The organism is Undibacterium sp. 14-3-2 (genome assembly GCF_016595265.1).
GTDB lineage: Bacteria > Pseudomonadota > Gammaproteobacteria > Burkholderiales > Burkholderiaceae_D > Undibacterium > Undibacterium aquatile.
This window is the reverse complement of record NZ_JAENGS010000002.1, coordinates 610896-633710: the sequence shown is the minus strand read 5'-3', so window position 1 is coordinate 633710 and position 22815 is coordinate 610896. Positions and strand designations below refer to the sequence as shown.

Genomic DNA, 22815 nt, shown 5'->3' with positions numbered 1-22815 from the left:
TGAAGCAACGCTGACAGATATTCAATCGTTTAGGAGATTCAGTAATGGCATTGAAACTACCGTTCTTGTCCAAGGGAAAAGAAAATCCGGAAATTGACGGAGCAGAAGTTGCGGCAAGGTCATTCGGTAATGCTGGCTCGGTTGAAGTTGAGGAGGCCAGTAACGTGAAAATGTTAACGCCAGAATCATCTCAGGAAGGCGAGCATAAGCAAGCTGATACTGACTTCGATACGACTCATAATCGCGCCGATGCAACATTCATCGGTGATGCCCTGGAAAAAGGCGGCGACATTTATTTACCGATCATCGGCAAAATGTCATTGCAAAGGCAAATGCGTATTTTGTCCACAACCATGGTTGGTGCGTTAGTGGCGGGTGCATTTTTTGTCTGGCTTAATGCGAATCACTCAACACTGATATCCACTCAGGTGCAGATTTCCGGTGATGTGCTGATGCATTCGCAGCGTATTGGTAAAGCTGCGCCAAACTCGATTCAGGGTAACGTTCAGGCTTTTAAACAGCTGGAAGACAGTCGTAAAGAAATTAATAACGATCTGAAAATCCTGCTGGATGGTGGTACTTATCAAGGTCGTGATGTTAAATCTGCCGACTCCACTCTTGAACCGGTTTTAAAAGAAACCATCAAAGCGTGGCAGAACTCTAATAAAGCGTCTGAAACCATTTTAGCTCGTCGTCAGGAACTGACCGGTTTTGGTCAGACGCTGCAAAAGCTGAATTCGTTGTCTCCGGTTTTGCTGGAATTGACCGAGCAGATTTCTACGCTGAAAGTACAAGGCGGCGGATCTGCTCGTGAGATTTCTGCTTCCGGTCAGTTGGTCATGTTGACCCAGCGTCTGGGTCGTAGTGCGAATGAATTCTTGACTTCTGAGGGGGTTAATCCAGAGACTGCTTTTCTGCTTGGTAAAGATACGAATACTTTCCGTGATCTGGTCGAAGGTTTCCTTAACGGTAGTGAGGTTCTTCGCCTGACACCGACGAAAGATGCAGATACACGCGAAAAACTGGAAGAATTGAAAAAAGCGTTTGCTGAATATCAGGCTTCGGTTTCTACTATTCTGGGTAACTTGCAGAACTTCATCGCCGCCAAACAATCTGAGCAGTTATTGTTTAACGAAAACGAAGAGCTGAAGTCGAAACTGACTAAGTTGCAAAAGACTTATACGGATCAGCAGGATTCCACCAGTTTTTCTTTCTGGCTGATGTTGATTTCCGCTGCCGTTGCGTTAGCGTCTGCGGTTGGTATTGCGTTAGTTCTGTTGCAGGATAGCCGTAATCGCGCTAAAGAAGCGAATGAACGCCGTCAGGAAGCTGCGGAGCAAATGTTGCAAGCGCAAAAACAAGAAGAAGAAGCGAAAGCTGCAAACGATCAGAATCAGGCCGCGATTTTGCGACTGATGAATGAGTTGCAAGAAGTTGCGGATGGTGACTTGACTATTCAGGCAACGGTTTCCGAAGATATTACTGGTGCGATTGCCGACTCGGTTAACTACACGGTGGAAGAGTTGCGTGGTCTGGTAGGCCGGGTTACGACGACTGCGGAACAAGTTACGTCTGCGTCAAATCAGGCGCAAGGTATTTCCGATAACTTGCTGGAAGCGTCAGAACAACAGTCACGTGAAATTTCCGATGCCGGTCAGGTGGTTCTGACGATGGCGCAGGATATTACCGACGTTTCCCGCTCTGCGAATGAATCTGCTGAGGTTGCGCGTCAATCGGTTGCGGCGGCGGAACAGGGGGCGCATGCGGTGGAAGACGCGATCAAGGGTATGAACGAGATTCGCGAGCAAATTCAGGAAACGTCTAAACGTATTAAACGTCTGGGGGAATCTTCTCAGGAAATTGGTGAGATCACCGAACTGATTTCCGACATTACTGAACAAACTAACGTGCTGGCGCTGAATGCGGCGATTCAGGCGGCGTCTGCAGGTGAAGCGGGGCGAGGCTTCTCGGTGGTTGCGGAAGAGGTTCAGCGTCTGGCGGAACGTTCGGCTGAAGCGACCAAGCAGATTGGTGCGCTGGTGCGTACGATTCAAACGGATACGCATGACGCGGTTGCCGCGATGGAAAAATCCACTCAGGGTGTGGTTGAGGGAGCAAAACTGTCAGATGCAGCGGGTACCGCCTTGTCTGAGATCCGCAGCGTTTCGAACCGTCTTGCCGAACTGATTCAGGGTATTTCTCTGGCGACTGAACAGCAAGCGACATCAGCAAACGGTGTTGCACAAAATATTCAGCACATTCTGACTATTACCGAACAGACCCAGAACGGTACACAGCAAACATCCGAGTCGATTAAGCAATTGTCTCTGTTGGCTGAGGAATTGAAAAACTCAGTATCCCGTTTCCGTGTAACTGCCTGATTTTCCAGTCTATGGGTTGCTTAAAACGACCCTATCATATTTGCAGACGATGAACCGCGGTTCATCGTCTCTTGAGTTTGCGGAGCGCGCATGACATCCGATTTTTCAAATTCGTCACATCTGCCTCAGGAACAGTTTGATACTGGACCACTCTCCTGGGTTATGCCCGAGGTGCGGGAAGCGATGACCAACGCTGGCAAGGTGCTTACCGAAGCGCTTGCACAGGATGTTGACGCAAGATCCACCACTTTATTGCATGCGAAAAGTTATTTGCATCAGGCACATGGTGCCTTGCAAATCGTTGATATTGACGGCGTTTCTATCGTCACTGAAACCATTGAGGAATTGATAGAACGCTTGCAAAGCAGTCAGTTAGAAATGACGCAGGCAAATATCGATGTCATTCTCGACGCTTTTCATGCTGTATTGCGTTACCTTGAGGATTTACTCTCCGGGGCACCGCATCAGCCAGTCAGATTGTTTCCCTACTACCGCGCACTGCTGGAGCTCAAGGGCGCGGAGCGGATACATCCGGCGGACTTGTTTTTCCCAGCGTTATCTGTCAGTGAAAGAATTCCCGAACTCGCTGTAACGCCCAACGGAAAATCTGCGAATTACAGTGGATTACGTCAGCGTTTTGAGAAATTACTACTGACGGTACTGACTAGCAAAGATCAGCAAAAGCGACGTGAAGCAGCCGAGAACATGCATGGCTTGATTCATGAAATCGATCAGATGCAGACGAATTCTCAGGCGAAAGCTTTCTGGGTTGTCATGCGGGCATTTGTTGAGGCGGTCGCCGATGGTGGGATCGACGACCAGCAATATGTAAAACAAATTTTCGGACGTATTAATTTACAGATCCGTCGTCTTGTCGATGGCGTCAACACGATTCCTGAGCGTCTGCTCAGAGATGCCTTATTCTTTTTGGCTCAGGTTGAAAAACCGTCTGCGTTCGTGTTTAGTATTCGTCGTGCATATCAACTGGATAACAAAGTACCGACTGACTATAACGAAAAAAATTACGGCCAGATTGCGGCAGGTGTATTAAGTACCGCAAAAGAACAGCTCACCGCTGTTAAAAATTTATGGGGCCGGATTGCGAACGGCGATGCCAGTCTGGCTGATAAGTTTTCGCAAAAAATGAAGGATCTGGCAGAGACAGGCACGGGTTTAAATGTGCCCTCGCTATCTAAGCTTTTGCGCGAATTAAGCGGTATTGCCAGACATGTCGCACATTCGGCAGATGGCAGTAAGCTGGCACTGGAATTAGCGACAAGCTTGTTATTCGTCGAAAATGCACTGGATCAGATTACCCGTTTGCCTGCACATTTTTCCGAGCGCGCGGATGAAATTACGGCACGCTTATTATCCGTTGTATCCGGCGATGAGCCGCAGTCGCAAGCGGCCTGGATGGGAGAAATTTCGCGCGAGGCACAGCAGCGTCAGACAATGACGGTTCTCGTTTCTGAAATTCAGACGAGCCTGCGCCAGGTTGAAAAAACACTGGACGAATACTTCCGTGATCCTGCGCAAAGTGAATCTTTGCATTCGATCGATAACATGTTGCATCAGGTCAGTGGCGCGATGGCGATTCTGGATCAGGATGCGGCGATGCAAGCCTTGGAAACGACCAGACAGACAGTTGCTACGTTGGCAGACTCCAAAGAGTTGTCTGAATCTGATCGTGAAGCTGAGCATCAAAAACTGGCGCAAAATATTGGTGCTCTCAGTTTTTTCATCGAAACTTTGCAGACCCAGCCAGAAACAGCGAAAAAGAAATTTGTGTTTGACGCTGATGCAGGTCTTTTCCGCCCAAATCTGCTCGATGCGCCGGCGCAGAAAGAGTTATTGCCTGTCAGTGAGGATGTGATTTTTTCAGCTGATCAGTTACAAACTTCTACCGAAGAGTCCTCTTCCGTTTTAACCGCAGAAAAAGAATTACTTAACCAACAGCATGAATCGGCACGTCTTGCCGTGTCTCTCGCTGAAAATCCTGACGATAAAACACTGAAGGCGCAATTGAAAGATTCGCTGGAGTCTGAACGCTCGGTGGCGACTTTATTGGATGACTCAGCTGCAAGTGGTCGCGCAAAAGCAGCGATTGAGTTGCTTGGATCTGGTGAAAATTCTCATTCAACTGAGAGTTTGCAGGATATCGTTGCTGCCACCTCACCGGTTGCTGTAGCCGAAGTGAAGGCGACGAATGTTGCTGCTGTTTTGCCGCAAAGTGATGAGGCAATTGATGCTGAGTTGCTCGAAATTTTCCTGACAGAGGCCGATGAAGTTTTGCATTTTGTGCAGGACACGTTGCCACGTTCACGCGCCGATGTTGACAACCAGGAATATCTGACCAGCCTGCGCCGCTCCTTCCATACATTGAAGGGCAGTAGCCGCATGGTTGGACTGAATGTGTTCGGTGAAACTGCCTGGAGTATTGAGCAGGTGATGAACTTATGGTTGTCGGAGTCGCGTCGAGGTGACGACAATCTGTATGCACTGCTCGAACGCACAGCGAGTGAGATGAATACCTGGGTCGATGAGCTCAAGCAATCAGGCCAGTCAGCAAGAACCGGCGCTGCGATTATCGCTGCGGCGGAGCGAATCAAAGCCGGCCTCGATTATCAGGAGGCCGACGAGTTGCCAGTTGCGGCCTCAGAAATTTCAGAGCAGCCTGCGGTAATTGAGCCTGAAGATGAATTGTTGCCAGAGCCAGTCGCGCATGATGTATCTGAAGTGGAGGATTCAGCGGTTGCCGGAATGCTTGATGAACCCCTTATTGCAACTTCGCTTCCTGTGGACAGTGAGACATTCGCGATTCTTGACGGCGGTGCAGAAACGATAGAGGCCTTGCCGTTAGTGGATGTGACCACGGATGCGGCTACAGACGCGCTGACATCTGAGTTTGAACTCAGTGCATTCGACGATTTGCCAAGTGCGGCGAACATATTGGCTGAGACTGCAGCGACGCTTGATGACGTCACGACAGCGCATTCTTTACCTGCTTCTGATGACATCGTTATTGCTGCTGAAACTGCTGCAAGTGTTGAAACTGAAGCGATTGAAACAATCAGTTTTTCTGCTCCCGATGTGGTTGCTGAGGACGTTCAAAATCCGGTAACTGAGCCTGAAGAGGTTGTTGATTTGCTGAGTCCGGTGGAAGAGCAGATCGTGGCAACTGTAATGACATCTGAGGATGCTGTTGAAGAAGTTTCTTCTGTTGCAGATATTGAACACTCAGTACCACAGATAGTTGAGGAGCCGGTTGCAGTGGCTGAACCAGTTTCTGATCCTGCTGGCGCAAAAATCATTGAGTTTCCGGAGTTGAATAAGCCGACTGTGACGCTCGATGACAATATTAAACGTATCGGAGATCTTGAAATCAGTCTGCCGCTGTACTCAATATACATGGCAGAAACCGACGAAATTGTTCGCTTCCTGACTCAGGATTTATCTGAGTGGCGCCACGAACCCGAGCGTCATGTTTCCACACATGCGATTCATGCGAGTCATTCTCTTGCCGGCAGTTCCGCAACTGTTGGTCTGATTCCTTTGAAAGAGTTGGCGCATAGTCTGGAATCTGTTTTACAGCGCCTTGAGCGTCATCCGGTTATCTTGACCTCTGCCGAATTCGACATGCTGGATCATGCTTTGGAGTCTGCAAAACGGATGCTGCAAAAATTTGCATTGTCTGAAATGGCCGACTTTGCCCCTGATGATGTCAGACAGTTAGATCAGTTATTGCAAGACGTGATCGCACGTTCGAGTTCCGGTGCAGATGAGGAGTTCATCACCTCAACGAATGAAAAACTGAATCCGGCAGACTTGTCAGGAACGGCGGTCATTGAAGAGTTGTCTGGTGATAGCCTGGCGGAAACACCTACTGAAGAATCTGGCACACTGAATCTGGCGGATGAGACTGTCGTGCAGCAACTGAACGTTGCATTGCCGGAAAGCACTCCGCAACAAACAACACAGGTCAAAGATGACCTCGATCTTGATTTGTTGCCGGTCTTCCTTGAAGAAGGAAATGACTTATTGCCGATGGTCGGTCAGTTATTGCGTAGCTGGCAGGCACAGCCTGATGACACGGCAATACCGCAGTCGATTGCACGTCTGATGCATACGATTAAAGGTAGTGCGCGGATGGCAGGTGCGATGGGCTTAGGGCAGCACATCCATGACATGGAAACGCGTATTGAAAGTCTGATGCACACCAGTGGCGCAGTACGTGCGCCGTTGATGGATGATTTAATGGCTCGCCATGATTACAGCATGCAGTTGTTTGATCGTTTGCAAAACCCTGAGGCTCACGTTGAGCCATTGTTGCCTGAGCCATTAACTGCCGCGCAAGAACTGGATCAGTTCCAGGAAGCGTTGGTCGCGAGTGAGGCTGGTATCGCTCCTGCGGAGAGCGTCGAAGCGCCGCGTGAAATGGTCAGCCTGACACCTTTGATGCCGATTACTGATAGTCAGTCTGCGGTCAGAACGACTGCAATTCCGCATGCTCCTGTCAGTGCGCCTGCAACTGCAGGTGCGCCGGTGCCTCTGGTGCGTGTACGAGCCGACGTACTGGATCGCTTGGTCAATCAGGCCGGTGAAGTGTCTATTTCACGCTCACGTTTAGAGAATGAAGTCAGCACTTTGCGCTCGTCATTAGGCGAACTGACCGCCAACGTCAGTCGTTTGCGTGATCAGTTGCGTGAAGTAGAGATTCAGGCTGAAACGCAGATCACATCGCGTATGGCGCTGTCTGGTGATCGTGAATTTGATCCACTGGAGTTTGACCGTTTTACTCGTTTGCAAGAGCTGACCCGCATGATGGCGGAAAGCGTGAGCGACGTGGCAACAGTGCAGACGAATCTGACGCGAACGATAGATGGCGCTTCCGGTAATTTGCATGTGCAGGCGCGCCTGACACGTGAGTTGCAACAGGATCTGATGCGCGTGCGTATGATTCCGTTTGCGAGCGTTTCTGAGCGTCTGTATCGCGTTACCCGTCAGACCTCGAAAGAAGTCGACAAGCGGGTCAATCTGGATATCCGTGGTTCCGGCGTTGAAATGGATCGTGGCGTTCTGGAAAAAATGGTCGGGCCGTTTGAGCATCTGTTGCGGAATGCGATTGTGCATGGTATCGAAACACGTGACGTGCGCCGTCTAAATGGCAAACAAGAAACCGGTGAGTTATTGATCGAGATTCGTCAGGAAGGTAACGAAGTTGTTATTCGTTTCAACGATGATGGACAAGGGCTGGATTTGCAAAACATCCGTCAGAAAGCACTCAGCGTTGGTCTGATCGGTACAGATGAAACACCGGGCGATGCTGAAACTGCCAGCCTTATTTTTGAACCTGGATTCTCAACGGCGAATGAAGTAACTGAGCTGGCCGGACGTGGTGTCGGTATGGACGTCGTCCGTTCTGAGGCAGCATCACTAGGTGGTCGTGTTGAAGTTTCTACGGTAGAAGGTAAGGGCGCTGAATTTACTATTCGCCTGCCGCTCACGCTTGCTGTGACACAGGTCGTGTTGCTGAGTTCCGGTGGACGTACTTACGCGGTACCGTCGGTTCTGGTTGAACAGGTTCAGCATCTGAAGTCGAATGCGCTGGCCAATGCATACAATGACGGTGCTTTGATGTGGCAGGGCCAACGTGTTGCGATGCATTATCTGTCTGCTCTGTTAGGCCAGCGTGACGCAGTGCCTGTGACCCAGCAATACACACCGTTGCTGATTATGAAGAGCGGTACTGATCGCGTGGCGATCCACGTCGATGATATCGTCGGTAATCGTGAGGTCGTTGTTAAAAATATTGGCCCGCAACTGGCGCGTATGGTGGGTATTGCCGGTGCGACTGTGCTGGGTTCCGGTGAAGTCGTTTTGATTCTGAATCCAGTTCCTTTAGCGCAGCGTGCTGAACATGAACATGCTCGTTTGCCGCAATCTGGTTCTGAGGCAGTTTCTGATTTAGGTGCCGTCGCTGATTTGCATCACGAAAACACCACGGCGCAGGTGAATGCCGAACCGGTTCAGGGCTTGCGGACACAGCATATCGTCATGGTCGTCGATGACTCGCTGACCGTGCGCCGTGTTACTCAGCGTTTGCTGACACGTGAAGGCTATCAGGTCGTGTTAGCGAAAGACGGTATTGATGCGTTGGAACAGTTGCAATCAGTGACGCCAGACGTGATGCTGGTCGATATTGAAATGCCGCGTATGGATGGTTTCGATTTGACGCGTAACGTTCGCAGTGATGCTCGTACTGCACATATTCCTATCATCATGATTACGTCGCGTACTGCCGATAAACATCGTAACTACGCACGTGAACTTGGCGTGAATGAATATTTCGGTAAGCCTTACCGTGAAGACGATTTACTTGAAGCGATTGTTGGTTTTGTTGGCAAAGAACAGGCAATCGTAGTGTAAGTAATTCCTGATGTAGCAAATAAAAAAAGCAGAGATTTATCTCTGCTTTTTTATGTTAATTGCGTACTGTTTTATGTTCGACGCTGAATTGACTATGGTTTGAGCGTTGTGCCGCTCTCATTAATCTTATCGACGGTTTGTCGCTGCTTGAGGCTCTTCAATCCGTTGATAGCTTTTCCGCCTTTTTGACCACAGCATAACGCTCAAGGGTTTTCTTTCGCGCGAGGTCATGTTCGACGATGGGATAAGGATAATCCTTCCCCAGACTGACGCCCGCTTGCTGTAATAGCAGGGGAGCCGCTTTCCAGGGCGCGTGTATCGAGCGCTTATCCAGCCTGGCTAGTTGCGGTAAATAGCGCGCAATGAATTTGCCATCGGCATCAAACTTTTCGGATTGTGTTATCGGATTAAAAATTCTGAAATACGGTTGCGCGTCACAGCCGGATGACGAGGCCCATTGCCACCCGCCGTTGTTTGCCGATAAATCAAAGTCATTCAGTTTTTCGGCGAAATAAGATTCACCGCGCCGCCAGTCTATGCCCAGATCCTTAATCAGAAAGCAGGCGGTCACCATGCGCAAACGGTTATGCATGTAACCGGTCTGGTTCAGTTGCCGCATCGCTGCATCAACGAGCGGATAGCCGGTATTACCTTCGCACCACGCGGCAAAATGCACATCTGCTTGTTCACCTGTTTCCCATTGAATCGCATCGTAATCGGGTTTGAAGGAACGCACAGTCACATGCGGATGATGGTGCAGAATCATAAAATAGAAATCGCGCCAGATCAGTTCGGCTAGCCAGATTTCTGCACCGTGATTACTGCTGGTTCTGATTTGTTGCATCGCTTCACGCACCAGATGCCTGATAGAAACGGTACCGAAACGCAGATGCACTGATAAATACGACGGACCCTTCAGCGCAGGAAAATCGCGGGCAACATCATAATGTTTCATCCGCGCCAGAAAGTCCTGGATCAGCTGTGTGCCACCGGACATCCCGGCCTGCAGGGGAATAGCTTGTGTTTGCGCGGCGGCAAAACCTATGTCTGACAGCGACGGTATGGCGGGCACATCAAGACGACAGAAGTTTGCTGCATATTTTTCTACCGGATATGATTTTGCGTAAAAATCACTACCTTCCGCAGTGATTTTTTTCAGCCATGCATTTTTGTACGGGGTGAAGACGGAAAAGGGCGTACCAGCCTGTGATAAAACTTCGCTTTTCTCAAAAATCACCTGGTCTTTATAGCTTAAAAATTCACACTGTTGCCTACCGAGCGCGGTCTTCACCGCGGTATCCCTTTGTAATGCCGTCGGTTCATAATCGTGATTGGCGAAGACTGCGTTGACTTGCAGTTGTTCTGCAAGGCGTGGAATTTCGGTGACAGGATCGCCGTGTATCACCAGCAGGCTGCCGCCAAGTTTGCTGATTTCCTGTTCAAGTTCAATGATGCTGTCGTGAATGAAACGGACGCGCCTGTCATTGGCTGGCACATGTTTCAATATGTTCTGATCAAAAATAAAAACACAGATAACTTCTTTGCTATGCCGTAAAGCCTGATATAACGCGGCATGATCAAAGCAGCGTAAATCACGCCGGAACCAGACCAGAGCGCGCCGAAAAGAAACAGATTTTTCTTGCATAAGTATCAGAATAGGAAAGTCAGAATCATGGTGCGGAACCTTAGCACACATCGAAAATACACGTTAAAAATGCTAAAATGGCGGCATGGCGAAGCAAACAAAATCCCCACACTCTGAACTGTCCGACGGTGTTCCCGCACCGGCCGGTGCGATTTCTGACATTGTTGCAACAGCGGGCGGCGATACCGTTCCAGAATTTGATTTAAATCTAACAAATCATTTCCTGATTGCAATGCCTTCTATGCATGACCCCGTGTTTGGCGGTAGCGTGGTGTATCTGTGTGAACATAATCCGCGCGGCGCGATGGGCATGGTGATTAATCGCCCGACCGATATGACCGTGGCTGAATTATTTGACCGCATCGATCTGCGTCTGGAAGTGATTCCCGATTCGCATCCTATGGGTAAGCATCTTGTGATGTTTGGCGGCCCGGTACAGGATGATCGCGGTTTTGTGCTGCATTCTCCGGTCGGCGAATATACTTCTTCGCTCAAAGTGACCGACAATATCGCCTTCACGACCTCGCGCGATGTTCTCGAAGCAATTGCCGCTGGCGAGGGGCCGGAGCGTATTGTCATGAGTGTTGGCTATGCCGGTTGGGGTGCGGGGCAACTTGAAAAAGAGATTCTCGCGAATGGCTGGCTGACTGTTGCAGCTGATCCGCAGATTATTTTTTCGCTGCCGGTCGAAGAACGTTTTAATGCAGCCATCAAATTACTTGGTATTGATCCCATCATGCTCTCGTCCGAAGCGGGGCATGCCTGATGACTACGCTCGAAGCCAGGGCTGATGGTACGGTGCTTGCCTTTGATTTCGGATTGAAACGTATCGGCGTTGCTGTCGGCAACACCTTCCTGCGCCAGGCCGAGCCACTCAACATCATTCATGCGCCGACTAACGATGGCAAATTTGCCGAAGTCGCTGCGCTGATCAGCAACTGGCAACCCGTCTTATGCGTGGTCGGATTACCGCTGCATCCGGATGGCGAGTCGCACGAAATGACGCAACGTTGCCGCCGCTTTGCGAACCAGCTGCAAGGCCGCTTCAAGCTCCCGACGATACTGGTCGATGAACGTTATTCCTCCGCCGTTCTGAACGGCAAGCGCGGTGCACACATAGATGACGATGCCGCAGCCCTGATTCTGCAACAATATTTTGACGAGAACCCATGAGCAATGTTTTCCCCACCCTGAATGCGGAAGCGCTGTATCAGCAGCTTCTGAAGCAGATCAAACCACAAGCCGTGGCGAATGATAATCTGGCGATCATCGGCATTTATTCTGGCGGTGCCTGGATTGCCGAACGTCTGGTGAATGATCTTGGCCTGAAAAATAAACCTGGTCTGATTGATGTGTCATTTTATCGCGATGACTATGCAGCTAAGGGTTTGCATGCTGATGTCAAACCGACGCATATTCCATTCGAAGTCGATGGCGCACATATCATACTGGTCGACGACGTGCTGTACACGGGACGAACGACGCGAGCAGCGATCAACGAGTTGTTCGACTACGGCAGACCCACACGAGTGATGCTGGCGGCGCTGGTCGATCGCGGTGGGCGTGAATTACCGATTGCTGCCGATTTTGTTGCGCATGTTGCCTCATTTGAATCCGCTGTCTCTGTGAATCTGCAACGCGCAGACGATGGCACACTTAGTTTCTCTATCGATCATGCATAATCCACAGCTCAATAAACACGGCGAACTTCAGCATCTGCTGACGATAGACGGTCTGCCTAAATCCATCGTCAATCATATCCTCGATACCGCCTCGTCATTCGTCAGTGTCAGCGACCGCGAAGTCAAAAAAGTACCGCTGATGCGCGGTAAAAGTGTGTTCAATCTGTTCTTTGAAAACTCCACCCGTACCCGCACCACGTTTGAGATTGCGTCCAAACGCCTGTCGGCCGATGTGATCAATCTCAATATTGCAGCATCGAGTACCAGTAAAGGTGAATCCTTGCTCGATACCATCGACAATCTGGCCGCAATGCACGCCGATATGTTTGTGGTACGTCATGCGACTTCCGGCGCACCTTTCCTGATTGCCAAACATCTCAATGACACGAAACAGCATCATGTGCATGTGGTGAATGCGGGTGATGGTCGTCACGCACATCCGACTCAGGGTTTGCTCGACATGTACACCATCCGCCACTATAAAAAAGATTTTACGAATCTGACCGTTGCGATTGTTGGCGACGTGTTGCACAGCCGCGTTGCACGTTCCGACATTCACGCGCTGACCACGCTGGGCGTGCCGGAAGTACGCGTGATCGGTCCGCGTACTTTGCTGCCCGGCGGTCTGGAGCAGATGGGCGTGCGCGTCTTTACCGACATGAATGAAGGCCTGAAAGGCGTTGACGTGATTATCATGTTGCGCCTGCAAAATGAACGCATGAGCGGAGCCTTGCTGCCGTCGGCGCAGGAATATTTCAAAAGTTATGGTCTGACACCGGAGCGGCTGGCGCTGGCGCATCCTGATGCGATCGTCATGCATCCGGGGCCGATGAACCGTGGCGTGGAGATCGATTCTGCGGTGGCTGACGGCCCGCAGGCAGTGATTTTGTCGCAGGTGACTTTCGGTATTGCCGTGCGTATGGCCGTCATGAGCATTGTCGCCGGTAACAGCGGCAGTGACGCCTGATATCTGTGAGATTCAGCCAGGCGCAGGCCCGGCGATAACTGATCGTGCGTTATCCGTTAGGTGAGACGTACAGGGAAGCAACATGAAAATTCAAATTAAAAATGGCCGCGTAATTGATCCTGTGAGCGGCGTTGATGCGGTACAGGATGTGTTTATCGCCGCCGGAAAAATTCTTGCTATTGGTGCAGCACCCGCTGATTTCGTTGCCAATAAAGTCGTGGATGCCAGCGGGCTTGTTGTGGCGCCGGGGCTGGTGGATTTAAGTGCGCGTTTGCGCGAACCCGGCTTTGAATACAAAGCAACGTTGGAATCGGAATTGCAGGCGGCCATGCGTGGTGGTGTCACCAGTCTGGTTTGTCCGCCGGATACCGATCCGGTGCTGGATGAATCGGGTCTGGTCGAAATGCTGCGACAACGTGCGCGTACACAGAACAAAGCGCATGTGTATCCACTGGGCGCGCTGACGGTGGGACTCAAAGGCGAGTCTCTGACAGAAATGTCTGCACTGACCGACGCAGGCTGTATCGGTTTTTCGCAAGCAGAAGAAACAATTGCCGACACGAATACGTTGCAACGCGCTTTGCAATACGCGAGTACGTTCGGATACACGGTCTGGTTACGTCCGCAAGATGCCTACATAGGCAAAGGTGGCGTGGCGCATAGTGGCCCGCTGGCGTCGCGTCTGGGCTTATCCGGCGTGCCTGTCATGGCAGAAACGATCGCGCTGCATACCTTGTTTGAGCTGATGCGTGCCACTGGCGCAAAAGTACATCTGTGCCGGATTTCATCTGCCGCCGGTCTGGAACTGGTGCGTCAGGCGAAAGCCGAAGGCTTGTCGTTGACTTGTGATGTCGGCGCACATCATGTGCATCTGACCGATAACGATATCGGTTACTTTGATTCAAATGCACGCATGACGCCGCCATTGCGCAGTCAGCGTGACCGTGATGCAATCAAAGCGGCGCTGTTGGATGGCACGATCGATGCGATTTGCTCTGATCACACGCCAGTCGATGATGATGAAAAACTGTTGCCGTTTGCGGAAGCATCACCGGGCGCAACCGGACTCGAATTATTATTGTCGCTCGCGCTGAAATGGGCAGACGACAGCCGTGGCGCCGTCACCTTGGCGCAAGCCTTGTCGAAAATCAGTAGTGGCGCGGCACAGGTCGCTGGTATCGCTGCGGGTCAACTGATTGCTGGCAGTGCGGCTGATCTGTGTGTATTTGATCCTGCAGCACACTGGAAAGTGGAAGCCGCTGCGTTGGCAAGTCAGGGCAAACATACGCCATTTCTGGGCTACGAATTGCCAGGCGTGGTCAGGCTGACGATGGTGGATGGCCATATTGCCTTTGACAATCTGTAATCTGCATTCAACACCGTCACCTGCATCGTCCGCTGTTGCCGGGTGATGCAGTGGCTGGTGTGCTCGCAATAAGCGCTATACACAAAGCAAACAGGACGTATGGATAGTATTTGCCATGCCTCGTTTGGCTTTGTGCCGAAGAACCAAAATTTTTATAAATACTCCCTTGGAGTATCTGGCGAGTCCGTATGATTTTCTGGCATTTTTTCCGCGTTTTTCTCCATCTGGTCGCAGGTTTGCTGACTTGCGCTGTGCTCTTTCCTTTAGTCGGAGCAGCCAGAAGAGAAGCGCTGGTGCAGCGTTGGTCGAAACAACTGATGGCAATCTGCACGGTGGATGTCGTGTTTAAGGATGCCAGCCAGGGTCTGTTTGCCGAACGGACGCTGATCGTCTCGAATCACGTGTCCTGGCTCGATATTTTCGTCATCAACACGGTGCATCCGTGCCACTTTGTTGCGAAAGCAGATATCCGTTCCTGGCCTGTGCTCGGCTGGTTATGCGAAAAAGCCGGAACCATCTTTTTAGCGCGCGGCAAGCAGCGTGAAGTGCGGCGGATTTACGAAGGTCTGGTGCATCAGATTCATGATGGCAAACGGATCGCTTTTTTCCCCGAAGGGACTACTGCAGCGCAGGGCACGGTGCTGCCATTTCACGCCAATTTATTTGAAGCGGCGATAGAGGCCAAAGTGCCGGTGCAGCCTTTCGTGCTGCGCTATGTCGATGCACAAGGAAAATTTCATCCGGCAGCCGATTTCATCGGTGACATGACGTTTGCCGAAAGCATGAGCACGATCTTAAAAGCGCCGCGCATGACTGCTGAAGTGATCCGCCTGCCAGCGATTGCGACAGAAGGTGCGCATCGCCGCGATATCGCTTTGCAAGCGCGCGAACTGGTAATGCGCGAATTAGGACTATCGCAATAGCTGTTTGGTCAATAGGATGGCGAATAATGAAAGACCACACACATCACTAAAAAATAAAATGCCCAATGAAGTTCATTGGGCATCATTGCAATACATTTGATTGTCAATTTATTTCAGGACTGAACAATGAAATGAGTTCTAAAATCGTGTGTTCAATGCTAAGCGGATATTGAAGGGCGCGCCGGGTTGTAGCTGTACATTGTTTTGCGCCGATTCTATATAGCGAGTATTGCCGACATTATTGAGTTTTAAGCTAATGTCATATTTCGGTTGCAAGTAACTTAACGCCAAATCGAGACGAGTGTAACCGGGAAGGCGTACAGTGTTGTCGGTTAGCGCGAATTGCTCGCTATGTGCAAGAAGGCCTGCACCCAATGTCCAGTTTCTGGCGAGTCGTTGATTAATCCACAGGCTGGCATTGTGTGCCGGGGTCATTTCAGCGCGATTACCTACACGTACGTCGTTCGATGCAATGATTTTTGCATCGTTATAGGTGTAGCTGGCATTAAATTGTGTTCCGCTAAAAAGTTCCCCCTTAAGTTCGACTTCTAAGCCTTGATTTCGCTGACGACCAACTTGCAATTGACGCAAGCCTGTCAGATCGGTTGGGTCTGCCGTTAATTGATTGCTTTGTTCAATTCTGAATATCGCGATGCTGCTGTATAAGCGCTTATCCAGCCATTCTTGTTTTAACCCTATTTCTTGTAAGTCAGTTTTTAATGGATCCACTTGTTTGAGTGGTGTACTGCCGGTGTATAGCAAATCTCCACCAACTGGTTGGTACGCGCGGCTGAGGGTGAAGTAGGCGGATTGCTCGGGGTTGATTTTATATGTCAGCCCCAAACGTGGAGAGAATAAATGATCACTGCGTTCGCTGATGGCGTTATTGAGTAAACGATTCGTTTGCTTTTGCTTGAACTGATCAAAGCGTCCACCTAGCAGCATATTCCAATCATTTGCCAGCATGATTTGGTCTTGTACATAGATCGCCGTTGTGTCGGCATTAAAGTCACTGCTCAGCGAAACCGGTAAAGTCTTAAAGTCTGGGGCAGTAAGTAATTGTTGGGGCTGATAAAGATCGACGGGGAAAGCAATGCCGGTTTGTCTGACCAATGAATCGCGCTTTTGTTGGGACAATTCCACGCCCGCCAGCAGCACATGATTTGCGATGCTGTAAGTTAATTCGGTTTGATTGATCAGGTTTTTTTGTTTGATCGGGAAGTAAGTAACCTGACGTGAAACGGTATCGTTGGGATTGACACGTCGGTTGCGTGTATTCGCGCCGATCAGATCGGTTTGACTGTATTGGATGTTGTTGACGAGCTGGAGCTGTGGGGTGAATGAGTGTTCCAGACGCGCTTTCACGAGATCACTATCGGTGCTGGTAAAGTCAAATTTTTCTCCATAGAAACGGCTTGCATCGACGTTGACGGCACGCCCATTTAATGACGGAATGCCGCGATCCGGGGTATGGTCTTCGCGCTGTATTTCGGCTTGCAGCAGCAGGCTGGTTTTCGGTGTGATCTTCCATGACAGCGATGGTGCCAGCAGAGTACGGCGATGCTCCACCACATCACGATAGTTATCGCCGGCATCGTAGGCGGCAATCAAACGTGCGTTGACTTCCGTATTTAAGGCACCACCGACATCGACACTGACTCTGCGTTGTTTGTTGGATCCCAAAGCTAAAGAGATTTCCTGGTCTTGTTTTGCTTGTGGTTTTTTTGTAATACGATTAATCAGGCCGCCTGCAGAGCCGCGACCGTACAAGGCTGCGGTGGCACCTTTAATGACTTCTAAGCGATCTGTAGTGGCCAGATCACGAAAGTACAGGCTGTCGTCGCGCATGCCATCTAACAGTGTTTCGCGTGGCGAATAGAAGCCGCGAATGTAGAATTCATCCCGCCGTCCTTCTGCTTGTCCTGCGATGATACCCGGCGTAAATTCCAGCGCTTCTTTACTGCTATTGGCGACGCGATCCCGCAAGTCTTCTACGCTTACAACAGAAATTGATTGCGGTGTTTCGATTAAGCTGGAAGGGGTTTTGCTGGCACCGCTCACAGCGGTGGCACCAGGTTGAGATGTCGCTTTTACTTCAACTTGTGGTAGTTCGTTTGTGTTCTTTGTTTGTGCTTGAACTGAGTAACTGCAAAGTGGGTAAAACAAGGCGCTGATGATGAGTGGCATTGGCCTTACAGATTTCATTTATGTTTCCTTATTGTGATAAAAGTATGGGTTTAAAATTGAGGATTTGTTTCGTTGACCACACCCAAAGGATGGTACAAAGGGAGATAAGCGGCTTTGCGGTCGGCCTGTTTTAAAAAGCGTGTCAATAAATTTCCTTTGACCGGCAAGGGCTCACCCGACAACAATCCTTGTATGCGACGTGTAGCTTCGGCATCAGGAAATCGCACAAGATAACTTTGCAGGGTATTACGCAGGCAAGCCCACAGATCGAGATACAGTGCGTGATTGCCATTGGCGAGGGTGGCAATCACTTCGCAAATATTATTCACCAGCAGGCAATAGGCTATGCGTGTCCAGCCAGCTTCGTCGCTGCAACAAATTTCTTTATGAGTCTGCTGGCCTGGTTGTAATACGCTCAGTCTTTCGTGCGCCTTGGGAGTAAGCCTTGTTAATTCCAGATCACGGACAATGAAACTGGCAGGTGCACCATCGTCGTCTAAGCCCACGATGCTATTTTGCATGTGCGGTTCTAAGACTATGCCCTTTTCAAACAGCAGATAGAACAGTGGGTAGATGGCCAGTTCGGCGTAACTGTTAAACCATAGCCGTATGCCCTGGCTCAGGGACAGGCTGCGGCGATGAGAATATCGTTCTATCAGACTGGCTACGTGCAGACGTCCGGTTTGCCCATTTCCAAAGAGCGCGGCACATATCATCGGGGTGATGCCTTGCCTGAGGTGATTCGTCAGACCTTCGCGTAAAACCAGACCAAAACCATCTTCGATTTCTTTATGTTGCCGCTCGCCTTGCAGTGCATCCGTGGGAAATGCCACGCTCAGATAAGCCTGTTCTTCCAGCGCATGAAAATGCGGGAACAACACCAATATTTCGTCCTTCATCTGACGGTATAAACGACTTGCGGTCAATGCGGCTGCAAGTTCGTGGCGCGCATTATTGCGTATGCAATTGGTGATGCGCAGGTTGAGCGACAACTTCAGGAAAGCGCTTCCATCTTCTGCCAGCATAGTGCGTATCGATGCTGTGGGATAAAACGGTTTGCCGCTACTTCCCAGGTCACGTATCTCGCCTGCCGCAAGCGCCGCTTTGATGCAGTCTTGCTGCAAGAGCCAATTTGCTTGCCATGGGTGTAGCGGCACGATGATGTGATCACACTCTGCTTGCCAAGGATGCCCGGTTAATTGTTGCAAATGGAGTGATAGGTCTTGCTCATCAAGGCTGTCGCTGATGATCCAGCGGCGAGGCAACTGGAAATAGTGTAGTTGTAACCGGGCACCGTGTTCCGGCGAATAATTTTTTTCTTCGAGTCTGGTCCAGCCAGAACGGCTTTTAGGTGTTGGATGGAAGGGATGCCCGGTGAGTAAATGCTGTTCACTGTGTATGTATTGCAGCAGGGGGGCGGCGGTATGAGGCGGATTTTCCCTACCTTGTTGGGCTTCTAATAAGTGCTGCATGGTCGCGATGCTTTCCTCGATCTGTTGCAAGAGCTCGCTATTAAATTCAGTGTTTTCACGCAGGGAAAGATCAGAAACGATGAGGTGGGCGATATCGTGCCAGCTTGCCAGCGTCCAAATGTGGCGCTGATCTTGCCGATAAATATCGGTAATGTAATCGTAGTTTCCTGTGACCGAAACATGTCTGACACCGACGCAAAAACGGCTGTGCATACGTGGTAATTGTATGTCTAACACTTGCCCTTGATACTGTGTCAGTGCGGGCGGAGGAAAGCGCGTGTGTGCAATAGCGCGCACCGCCAGATTGTGTTCTTGCATGGCGACTTCGCGCGCATAGCAATTGAGCAAAACACGTGCGTGTTGCAATTGGGCATAGTCCTTGGTCGTGAGCGCAACTGCAGGGTTTTCCGCTGGTTTTGCCTGAGGCAAAAGCGAATGAGGAAGAAAGGAAAAATGGTCCGGCCAGAGGTTCCGGGCGAACCGCGATAATCTAGCGTTCATAGGCGTTTACTTTCGATCAAAATAGACAGGCTGGCCAATAAGGTACAAGCCAACCAGATAGGAGCGGTATAGCCCATGGCTGTGGCCAGTCCGCTTGCGAGAATTCCTGCCAACACAGCCCCCCATTTGTTGGCTCCCTCCAAATTACCAAAGTGCCGACCAGCGCTCGCTCGTTGTGTTGTAGAGGCCGCGAGGCTGTTAATTGCCAGATATGCTCCGGTCATACCGATGCCCATCATTAAGCGTCCTGCAATCAACATAGCGAGATGGGTGGTGGTGACTTGCAATAGCAGTCCTGCACAAGTGAGTGCTGAAAAACGTGCCAATGCAGATCGCGCATTGGAGAGGTTGATATAGCGCCCTAGCGGCCATGCCAGAAACAAGAACAAGAGATGCGGCAAACCAAACAAAGCGCCGGCCCAGATCTCTGACAGCTCAAGGCGTTGCGTCAGATCGATGACAAAATAGGGGTAGGTGAGTACGGTACCTATTGTAAATAGCGCTTGAAAGCGATACAAACTGCTGGTTTTGATTATGGCAACCGGGGCTCTTTGGTGTGATGCCTCGCTGTCTGCTCTGTGCTCAGAGGAAATGCTGTTGTATGCGGGTAAAAGAAATAAGACCAATCCCGTAAGCGCAGGGAAAATCGCCAGATAGAAAAAGATATGCAGTAAATTGAGATCATCACTCAATAAGCCGATGATGGCCGGGCCGACAAACAGGGCAGTGCGTGCTGAGCCTTGCATGACACTGAGCAAGGTCGCCAGTCGCTTGCCGCAGACAAACGAGGCCAGAAAAGCATTGGAAGCGGCAAACGTCCCACCCAGCAATCCTTGCAAAGTTAATCCAAACGCGAATTCCCAGGGGGTGCGCGCCATTCCTGTGACGATAAAACTCAGACATAAACCCCAATGTGCACGGATCAACGAAGCACGTATACCTATACGGTCTGCCAACTTGCCCCAGATTGGATTCGCAATGGCCGCCGCCAGTGTAGGCAGGGTAAAGTACCACCCGGCCATGACCAGTGCCTGATTGGAAAAGTTCTGATGCAGGATATGTGCATAAAATGGCGGCATACATAGTGCAGCAAAAGCCGCACCGAAATGACCCAGGACGGTAATGAAAATGGTTTGTCGCATCATGTTCGGTGTAAAGGATTAGGAGCGCTGTGAAATTCCTGCGACTGTGCCGCGGAAAGGCGTCTGCTCGCTAATTTTTCTAACCGTAATTGCGGTGCGAATAAATCGAACTGTTCAAACTGGGTCGCTAGTTGCGGCATTTGTATCTGATAGTCCAGTACCGCTTGCTTTGCAAGTTGCCAGAAACGTTTTTCGCCAAAGGAATGATGCAATTCGAGCCGATGCGCTAATTCAGACAGGTGGATAAATAGCAGGACTTCCAGCAGATAATCCCGCGCCTCTTCCTTCGTCTGCATGGCGAAGCCATTGCTGGCATTGGCATTGTTACGGTGCGCGGGTGCCTCGCGTAATTGGCGCAAGCTGACCTCGTGCTGTGTGTATCCAGCGATGTAATGCAGGCCACCAGGTAAGTCACGAATTGCAACGCCTGTTGGCAGACCCTCTTTGACGATGAGCACGGTATTTTGCGCATGCGCTTCTAACAAAATACCGTGTGCGATCATCAGGTGTATAAAAGGCGGAAGCATGGCCTTCAGCAGCGCTGCGATCCAGGTTTCGGCGCCATGCTGTTGCAACCACGGCGCAATAATTAAGCCAGATTCACCAAGGACGGTCAGGGCGGTGCAGGGAAATGCGCGTTCACCTGGCTTGAGCCTGCAACTGGGTGGCTGTCTCCAAATGGCACCCAGCAGACCATATCGGCCTTCATTTGATGCTGCTGGTGTTAAGCTAATGCCCACAGGCTCCGCTAATATCTCCAGGCGACCATGTTCTTGCAAGTAGCGATCCTCACGCCACAATTGAAGCAAGCATTCCGAAATGAGGGGCGCATTGTGTACGTGATGATCAGACAGTATGCGATCAGCTGAACTATTGGCGATTGCTAATGGCAGCTTCAGATGATATTTATACTCACCAGCGAGCGAAGTCAGGGAGCGTATAGATTGCTGGGCTAACCAAGTCGTTTGATCTGAACCCACATAAAGCAGACGAGCGTCAGCTAGCCAATCGGCGTATTGAATCTGCACGCTATGTTGCCAATGCCATGGATGGACAGGCAGTAAATAATAATTGTCTGTTTCTTTACCCGCGAGGGTGATCACGGATTGTAAGGAGCGCAGATTCTCCTTACCAATTTCTGTTTCCAGGAAACGTGCATATTCGTCGTCGGCGAGGCCATATACGACACCGAGTCTCTTATCCATTGCCAGCCAGATCAGTGTAAATCCCTGAGCAAACTCTGGACCGTAACGCTGGTGGTCTGTCAGGTCAAAGCCTATGCGAGAACGGTAGCAAGGGTGGTAGAGATGTCCTTCGCCCAACTGCGCTTCTTGCCAGGCATAAGGCAAATCTAGCGCGGAACCAGATGGTCCTGCATTCCTTCGTGCCTGCAATGAGCAAGTCTGCTTGGCTGCCGTGTGAATTAATTCGTTGATGAAGCGCAATCGATGCTGTGACGCTATTGATCCCAGTAGATTCGTGGCAATAGTTGTGATGTCAGAGTGAGCCAATCCAATCTCAGCATCTATGATTGCGCCGTGTAAGCGGTGACGGCCGAAGCTGTCTGCCGGATAAGCCTGAATGCGATAAGCGTATCGTTGTCCCTGTTCATTTTCCCCTTGCAAATAGAGATTGGTATTGCCATCATTGCATCGCTCCACATGCCCGCATAAAGTGCCTTCGAACCAAAATGCAGAAATGAACTGACGCAATGTGCGCCCGGCTGCTTCAAAATAGTAAGACTGAGAGTGATCTTCCAGATAAGAGATATTGCTAATCATAGATGGGGCTTCAAAAAATAAATCAGTTTAGATTTTTTAGCTTGACGTTGAGCATAGCTTCGACGAATACCGGACTGTCACTTGTTCCATCTGTATGTGTCCGGTATATGCTTACTTACGCCCCAAGTTGGCGGGTTGTCATCTGCATTTGCATGTGATTCATTCAATTATAAATAAGAATGATTATCATTTGCAATAAATAAATGAATAACTTACTCTTGGTAAGAAAATAATTTATTTGCATCATGAGGTAGTTGCATCGCTGTCAAACAGCGCGCGATAATTTACAGATGAGAGGGAAACATTCAATAATTTCCACTCGGGTGTGTCACCATCCGCGTT

At 50.2% G+C, this 22815-nt stretch carries 13 protein-coding genes; 8 read left to right on the top strand and 5 right to left on the bottom strand.

Annotation, left to right across the window (positions count from 1 at the left end; translation table 11 throughout):
- Positions 1-44: 44 nt before the first annotated feature.
- Positions 45-2381: a methyl-accepting chemotaxis protein gene (locus Undi14_RS07310; RefSeq protein ID WP_200179031.1), complete on the top strand. Its 2337-nt coding sequence runs from the start codon at positions 45-47 to the stop codon at positions 2379-2381.
- Positions 2382-2471: 90 nt separating this feature from the next.
- On the top strand, positions 2472-8807 hold the full coding sequence (locus tag Undi14_RS18185) for an Hpt domain-containing protein (RefSeq protein WP_234030465.1): 6336 nt from the start codon (positions 2472-2474) through the stop codon (positions 8805-8807).
- A gap of 157 nt (positions 8808-8964) precedes the next feature.
- Here Undi14_RS18185 and Undi14_RS07300 read toward each other — a convergent pair whose 3' ends face one another.
- Positions 8965-10452: a deoxyribodipyrimidine photo-lyase gene (locus tag Undi14_RS07300; protein WP_200179029.1), complete on the bottom strand. Its 1488-nt coding sequence runs from the start codon at positions 10450-10452 to the stop codon at positions 8965-8967.
- A gap of 85 nt (positions 10453-10537) precedes the next feature.
- Between Undi14_RS07300 and Undi14_RS07295 the strand changes: the two genes are divergently transcribed.
- The 6 genes from Undi14_RS07295 to Undi14_RS07270 all read left to right on the top strand — a co-directional run bounded on the left by Undi14_RS07295 (position 10538) and on the right by Undi14_RS07270 (position 15390).
- Entirely contained in the window at positions 10538-11218 is a 681-nt protein-coding gene (locus Undi14_RS07295) for a YqgE/AlgH family protein (RefSeq protein WP_200179027.1), read from the top strand.
- Positions 11218-11625, top strand: coding sequence for a Holliday junction resolvase RuvX (ruvX, locus tag Undi14_RS07290; RefSeq protein ID WP_200179025.1), 408 nt, complete (start codon positions 11218-11220; stop codon positions 11623-11625). Before Undi14_RS07295 ends, ruvX begins: the two co-directional genes overlap by 1 nt.
- Complete coding sequence (gene pyrR, locus Undi14_RS07285) at positions 11622-12134, top strand: bifunctional pyr operon transcriptional regulator/uracil phosphoribosyltransferase PyrR (RefSeq protein WP_200179024.1); 513 nt, start codon at positions 11622-11624, stop codon at positions 12132-12134. The genes ruvX and pyrR overlap by 4 nt, the downstream gene beginning before the upstream one ends.
- Entirely contained in the window at positions 12127-13101 is a 975-nt protein-coding gene (locus tag Undi14_RS07280) for an aspartate carbamoyltransferase catalytic subunit (RefSeq protein ID WP_186897167.1), read from the top strand. Before pyrR ends, Undi14_RS07280 begins: the two co-directional genes overlap by 8 nt.
- Before the next feature lie 82 nt (positions 13102-13183).
- The gene (locus tag Undi14_RS07275; protein ID WP_200179023.1) at positions 13184-14467 is read left to right on the top strand and encodes a dihydroorotase; all 1284 of its coding nucleotides are present in this window, start codon (positions 13184-13186) and stop codon (positions 14465-14467) included.
- A gap of 188 nt (positions 14468-14655) precedes the next feature.
- Positions 14656-15390 carry a 1-acyl-sn-glycerol-3-phosphate acyltransferase gene (locus Undi14_RS07270; protein WP_186897042.1) on the top strand — a complete coding sequence of 245 codons (735 nt, stop codon included), beginning with the start codon at positions 14656-14658 and terminating at the stop codon, positions 15388-15390.
- A 138-nt stretch (positions 15391-15528) separates the two neighbouring features.
- On the opposite strand, the gene Undi14_RS07265 is transcribed toward Undi14_RS07270, so the two are convergent.
- The 4 genes from Undi14_RS07265 to Undi14_RS07250 are packed head-to-tail and all read right to left on the bottom strand — an operon-like array spanning position 15529 to position 22473.
- Complete coding sequence (locus Undi14_RS07265) at positions 15529-17595, bottom strand: TonB-dependent siderophore receptor (RefSeq protein WP_234030464.1); 2067 nt, start codon at positions 17593-17595, stop codon at positions 15529-15531.
- 32 nt (positions 17596-17627) lie between these two features.
- Complete coding sequence (locus Undi14_RS07260) at positions 17628-19550, bottom strand: IucA/IucC family protein (RefSeq protein WP_200179022.1); 1923 nt, start codon at positions 19548-19550, stop codon at positions 17628-17630.
- Entirely contained in the window at positions 19547-20695 is a 1149-nt protein-coding gene (locus Undi14_RS07255; RefSeq protein ID WP_200179021.1) for an MFS transporter, read from the bottom strand. Before Undi14_RS07255 ends, Undi14_RS07260 begins: the two co-directional genes overlap by 4 nt.
- Positions 20692-22473 (bottom strand): IucA/IucC family siderophore biosynthesis protein, encoded by a 1782-nt coding sequence (locus tag Undi14_RS07250; RefSeq protein WP_200179019.1) that lies wholly within the window; start codon positions 22471-22473, stop codon positions 20692-20694. The genes Undi14_RS07255 and Undi14_RS07250 overlap by 4 nt, the downstream gene beginning before the upstream one ends.
- Positions 22474-22815 lie beyond the last annotated feature (342 nt).

Coding starts and splice junctions, on each gene's coding strand:
- Undi14_RS07310 (WP_200179031.1), top strand. CDS start 45: ATGGCATTGAAACTACCGTTCTTGTCCAAGGGAAAAGAAAATCCGGAA.
- Undi14_RS18185 (WP_234030465.1), top strand. CDS start 2,472: ATGACATCCGATTTTTCAAATTCGTCACATCTGCCTCAGGAACAGTTT.
- Undi14_RS07300 (WP_200179029.1), bottom strand. CDS start 10,452: ATGCAAGAAAAATCTGTTTCTTTTCGGCGCGCTCTGGTCTGGTTCCGG.
- Undi14_RS07295 (WP_200179027.1), top strand. CDS start 10,538: ATGGCGAAGCAAACAAAATCCCCACACTCTGAACTGTCCGACGGTGTT.
- ruvX (WP_200179025.1), top strand. CDS start 11,218: ATGACTACGCTCGAAGCCAGGGCTGATGGTACGGTGCTTGCCTTTGAT.
- pyrR (WP_200179024.1), top strand. CDS start 11,622: ATGAGCAATGTTTTCCCCACCCTGAATGCGGAAGCGCTGTATCAGCAG.
- Undi14_RS07280 (WP_186897167.1), top strand. CDS start 12,127: ATGCATAATCCACAGCTCAATAAACACGGCGAACTTCAGCATCTGCTG.
- Undi14_RS07275 (WP_200179023.1), top strand. CDS start 13,184: ATGAAAATTCAAATTAAAAATGGCCGCGTAATTGATCCTGTGAGCGGC.
- Undi14_RS07270 (WP_186897042.1), top strand. CDS start 14,656: ATGATTTTCTGGCATTTTTTCCGCGTTTTTCTCCATCTGGTCGCAGGT.
- Undi14_RS07265 (WP_234030464.1), bottom strand. CDS start 17,595: ATGAAATCTGTAAGGCCAATGCCACTCATCATCAGCGCCTTGTTTTAC.
- Undi14_RS07260 (WP_200179022.1), bottom strand. CDS start 19,550: ATGAACGCTAGATTATCGCGGTTCGCCCGGAACCTCTGGCCGGACCAT.
- Undi14_RS07255 (WP_200179021.1), bottom strand. CDS start 20,695: ATGATGCGACAAACCATTTTCATTACCGTCCTGGGTCATTTCGGTGCG.
- Undi14_RS07250 (WP_200179019.1), bottom strand. CDS start 22,473: ATGATTAGCAATATCTCTTATCTGGAAGATCACTCTCAGTCTTACTAT.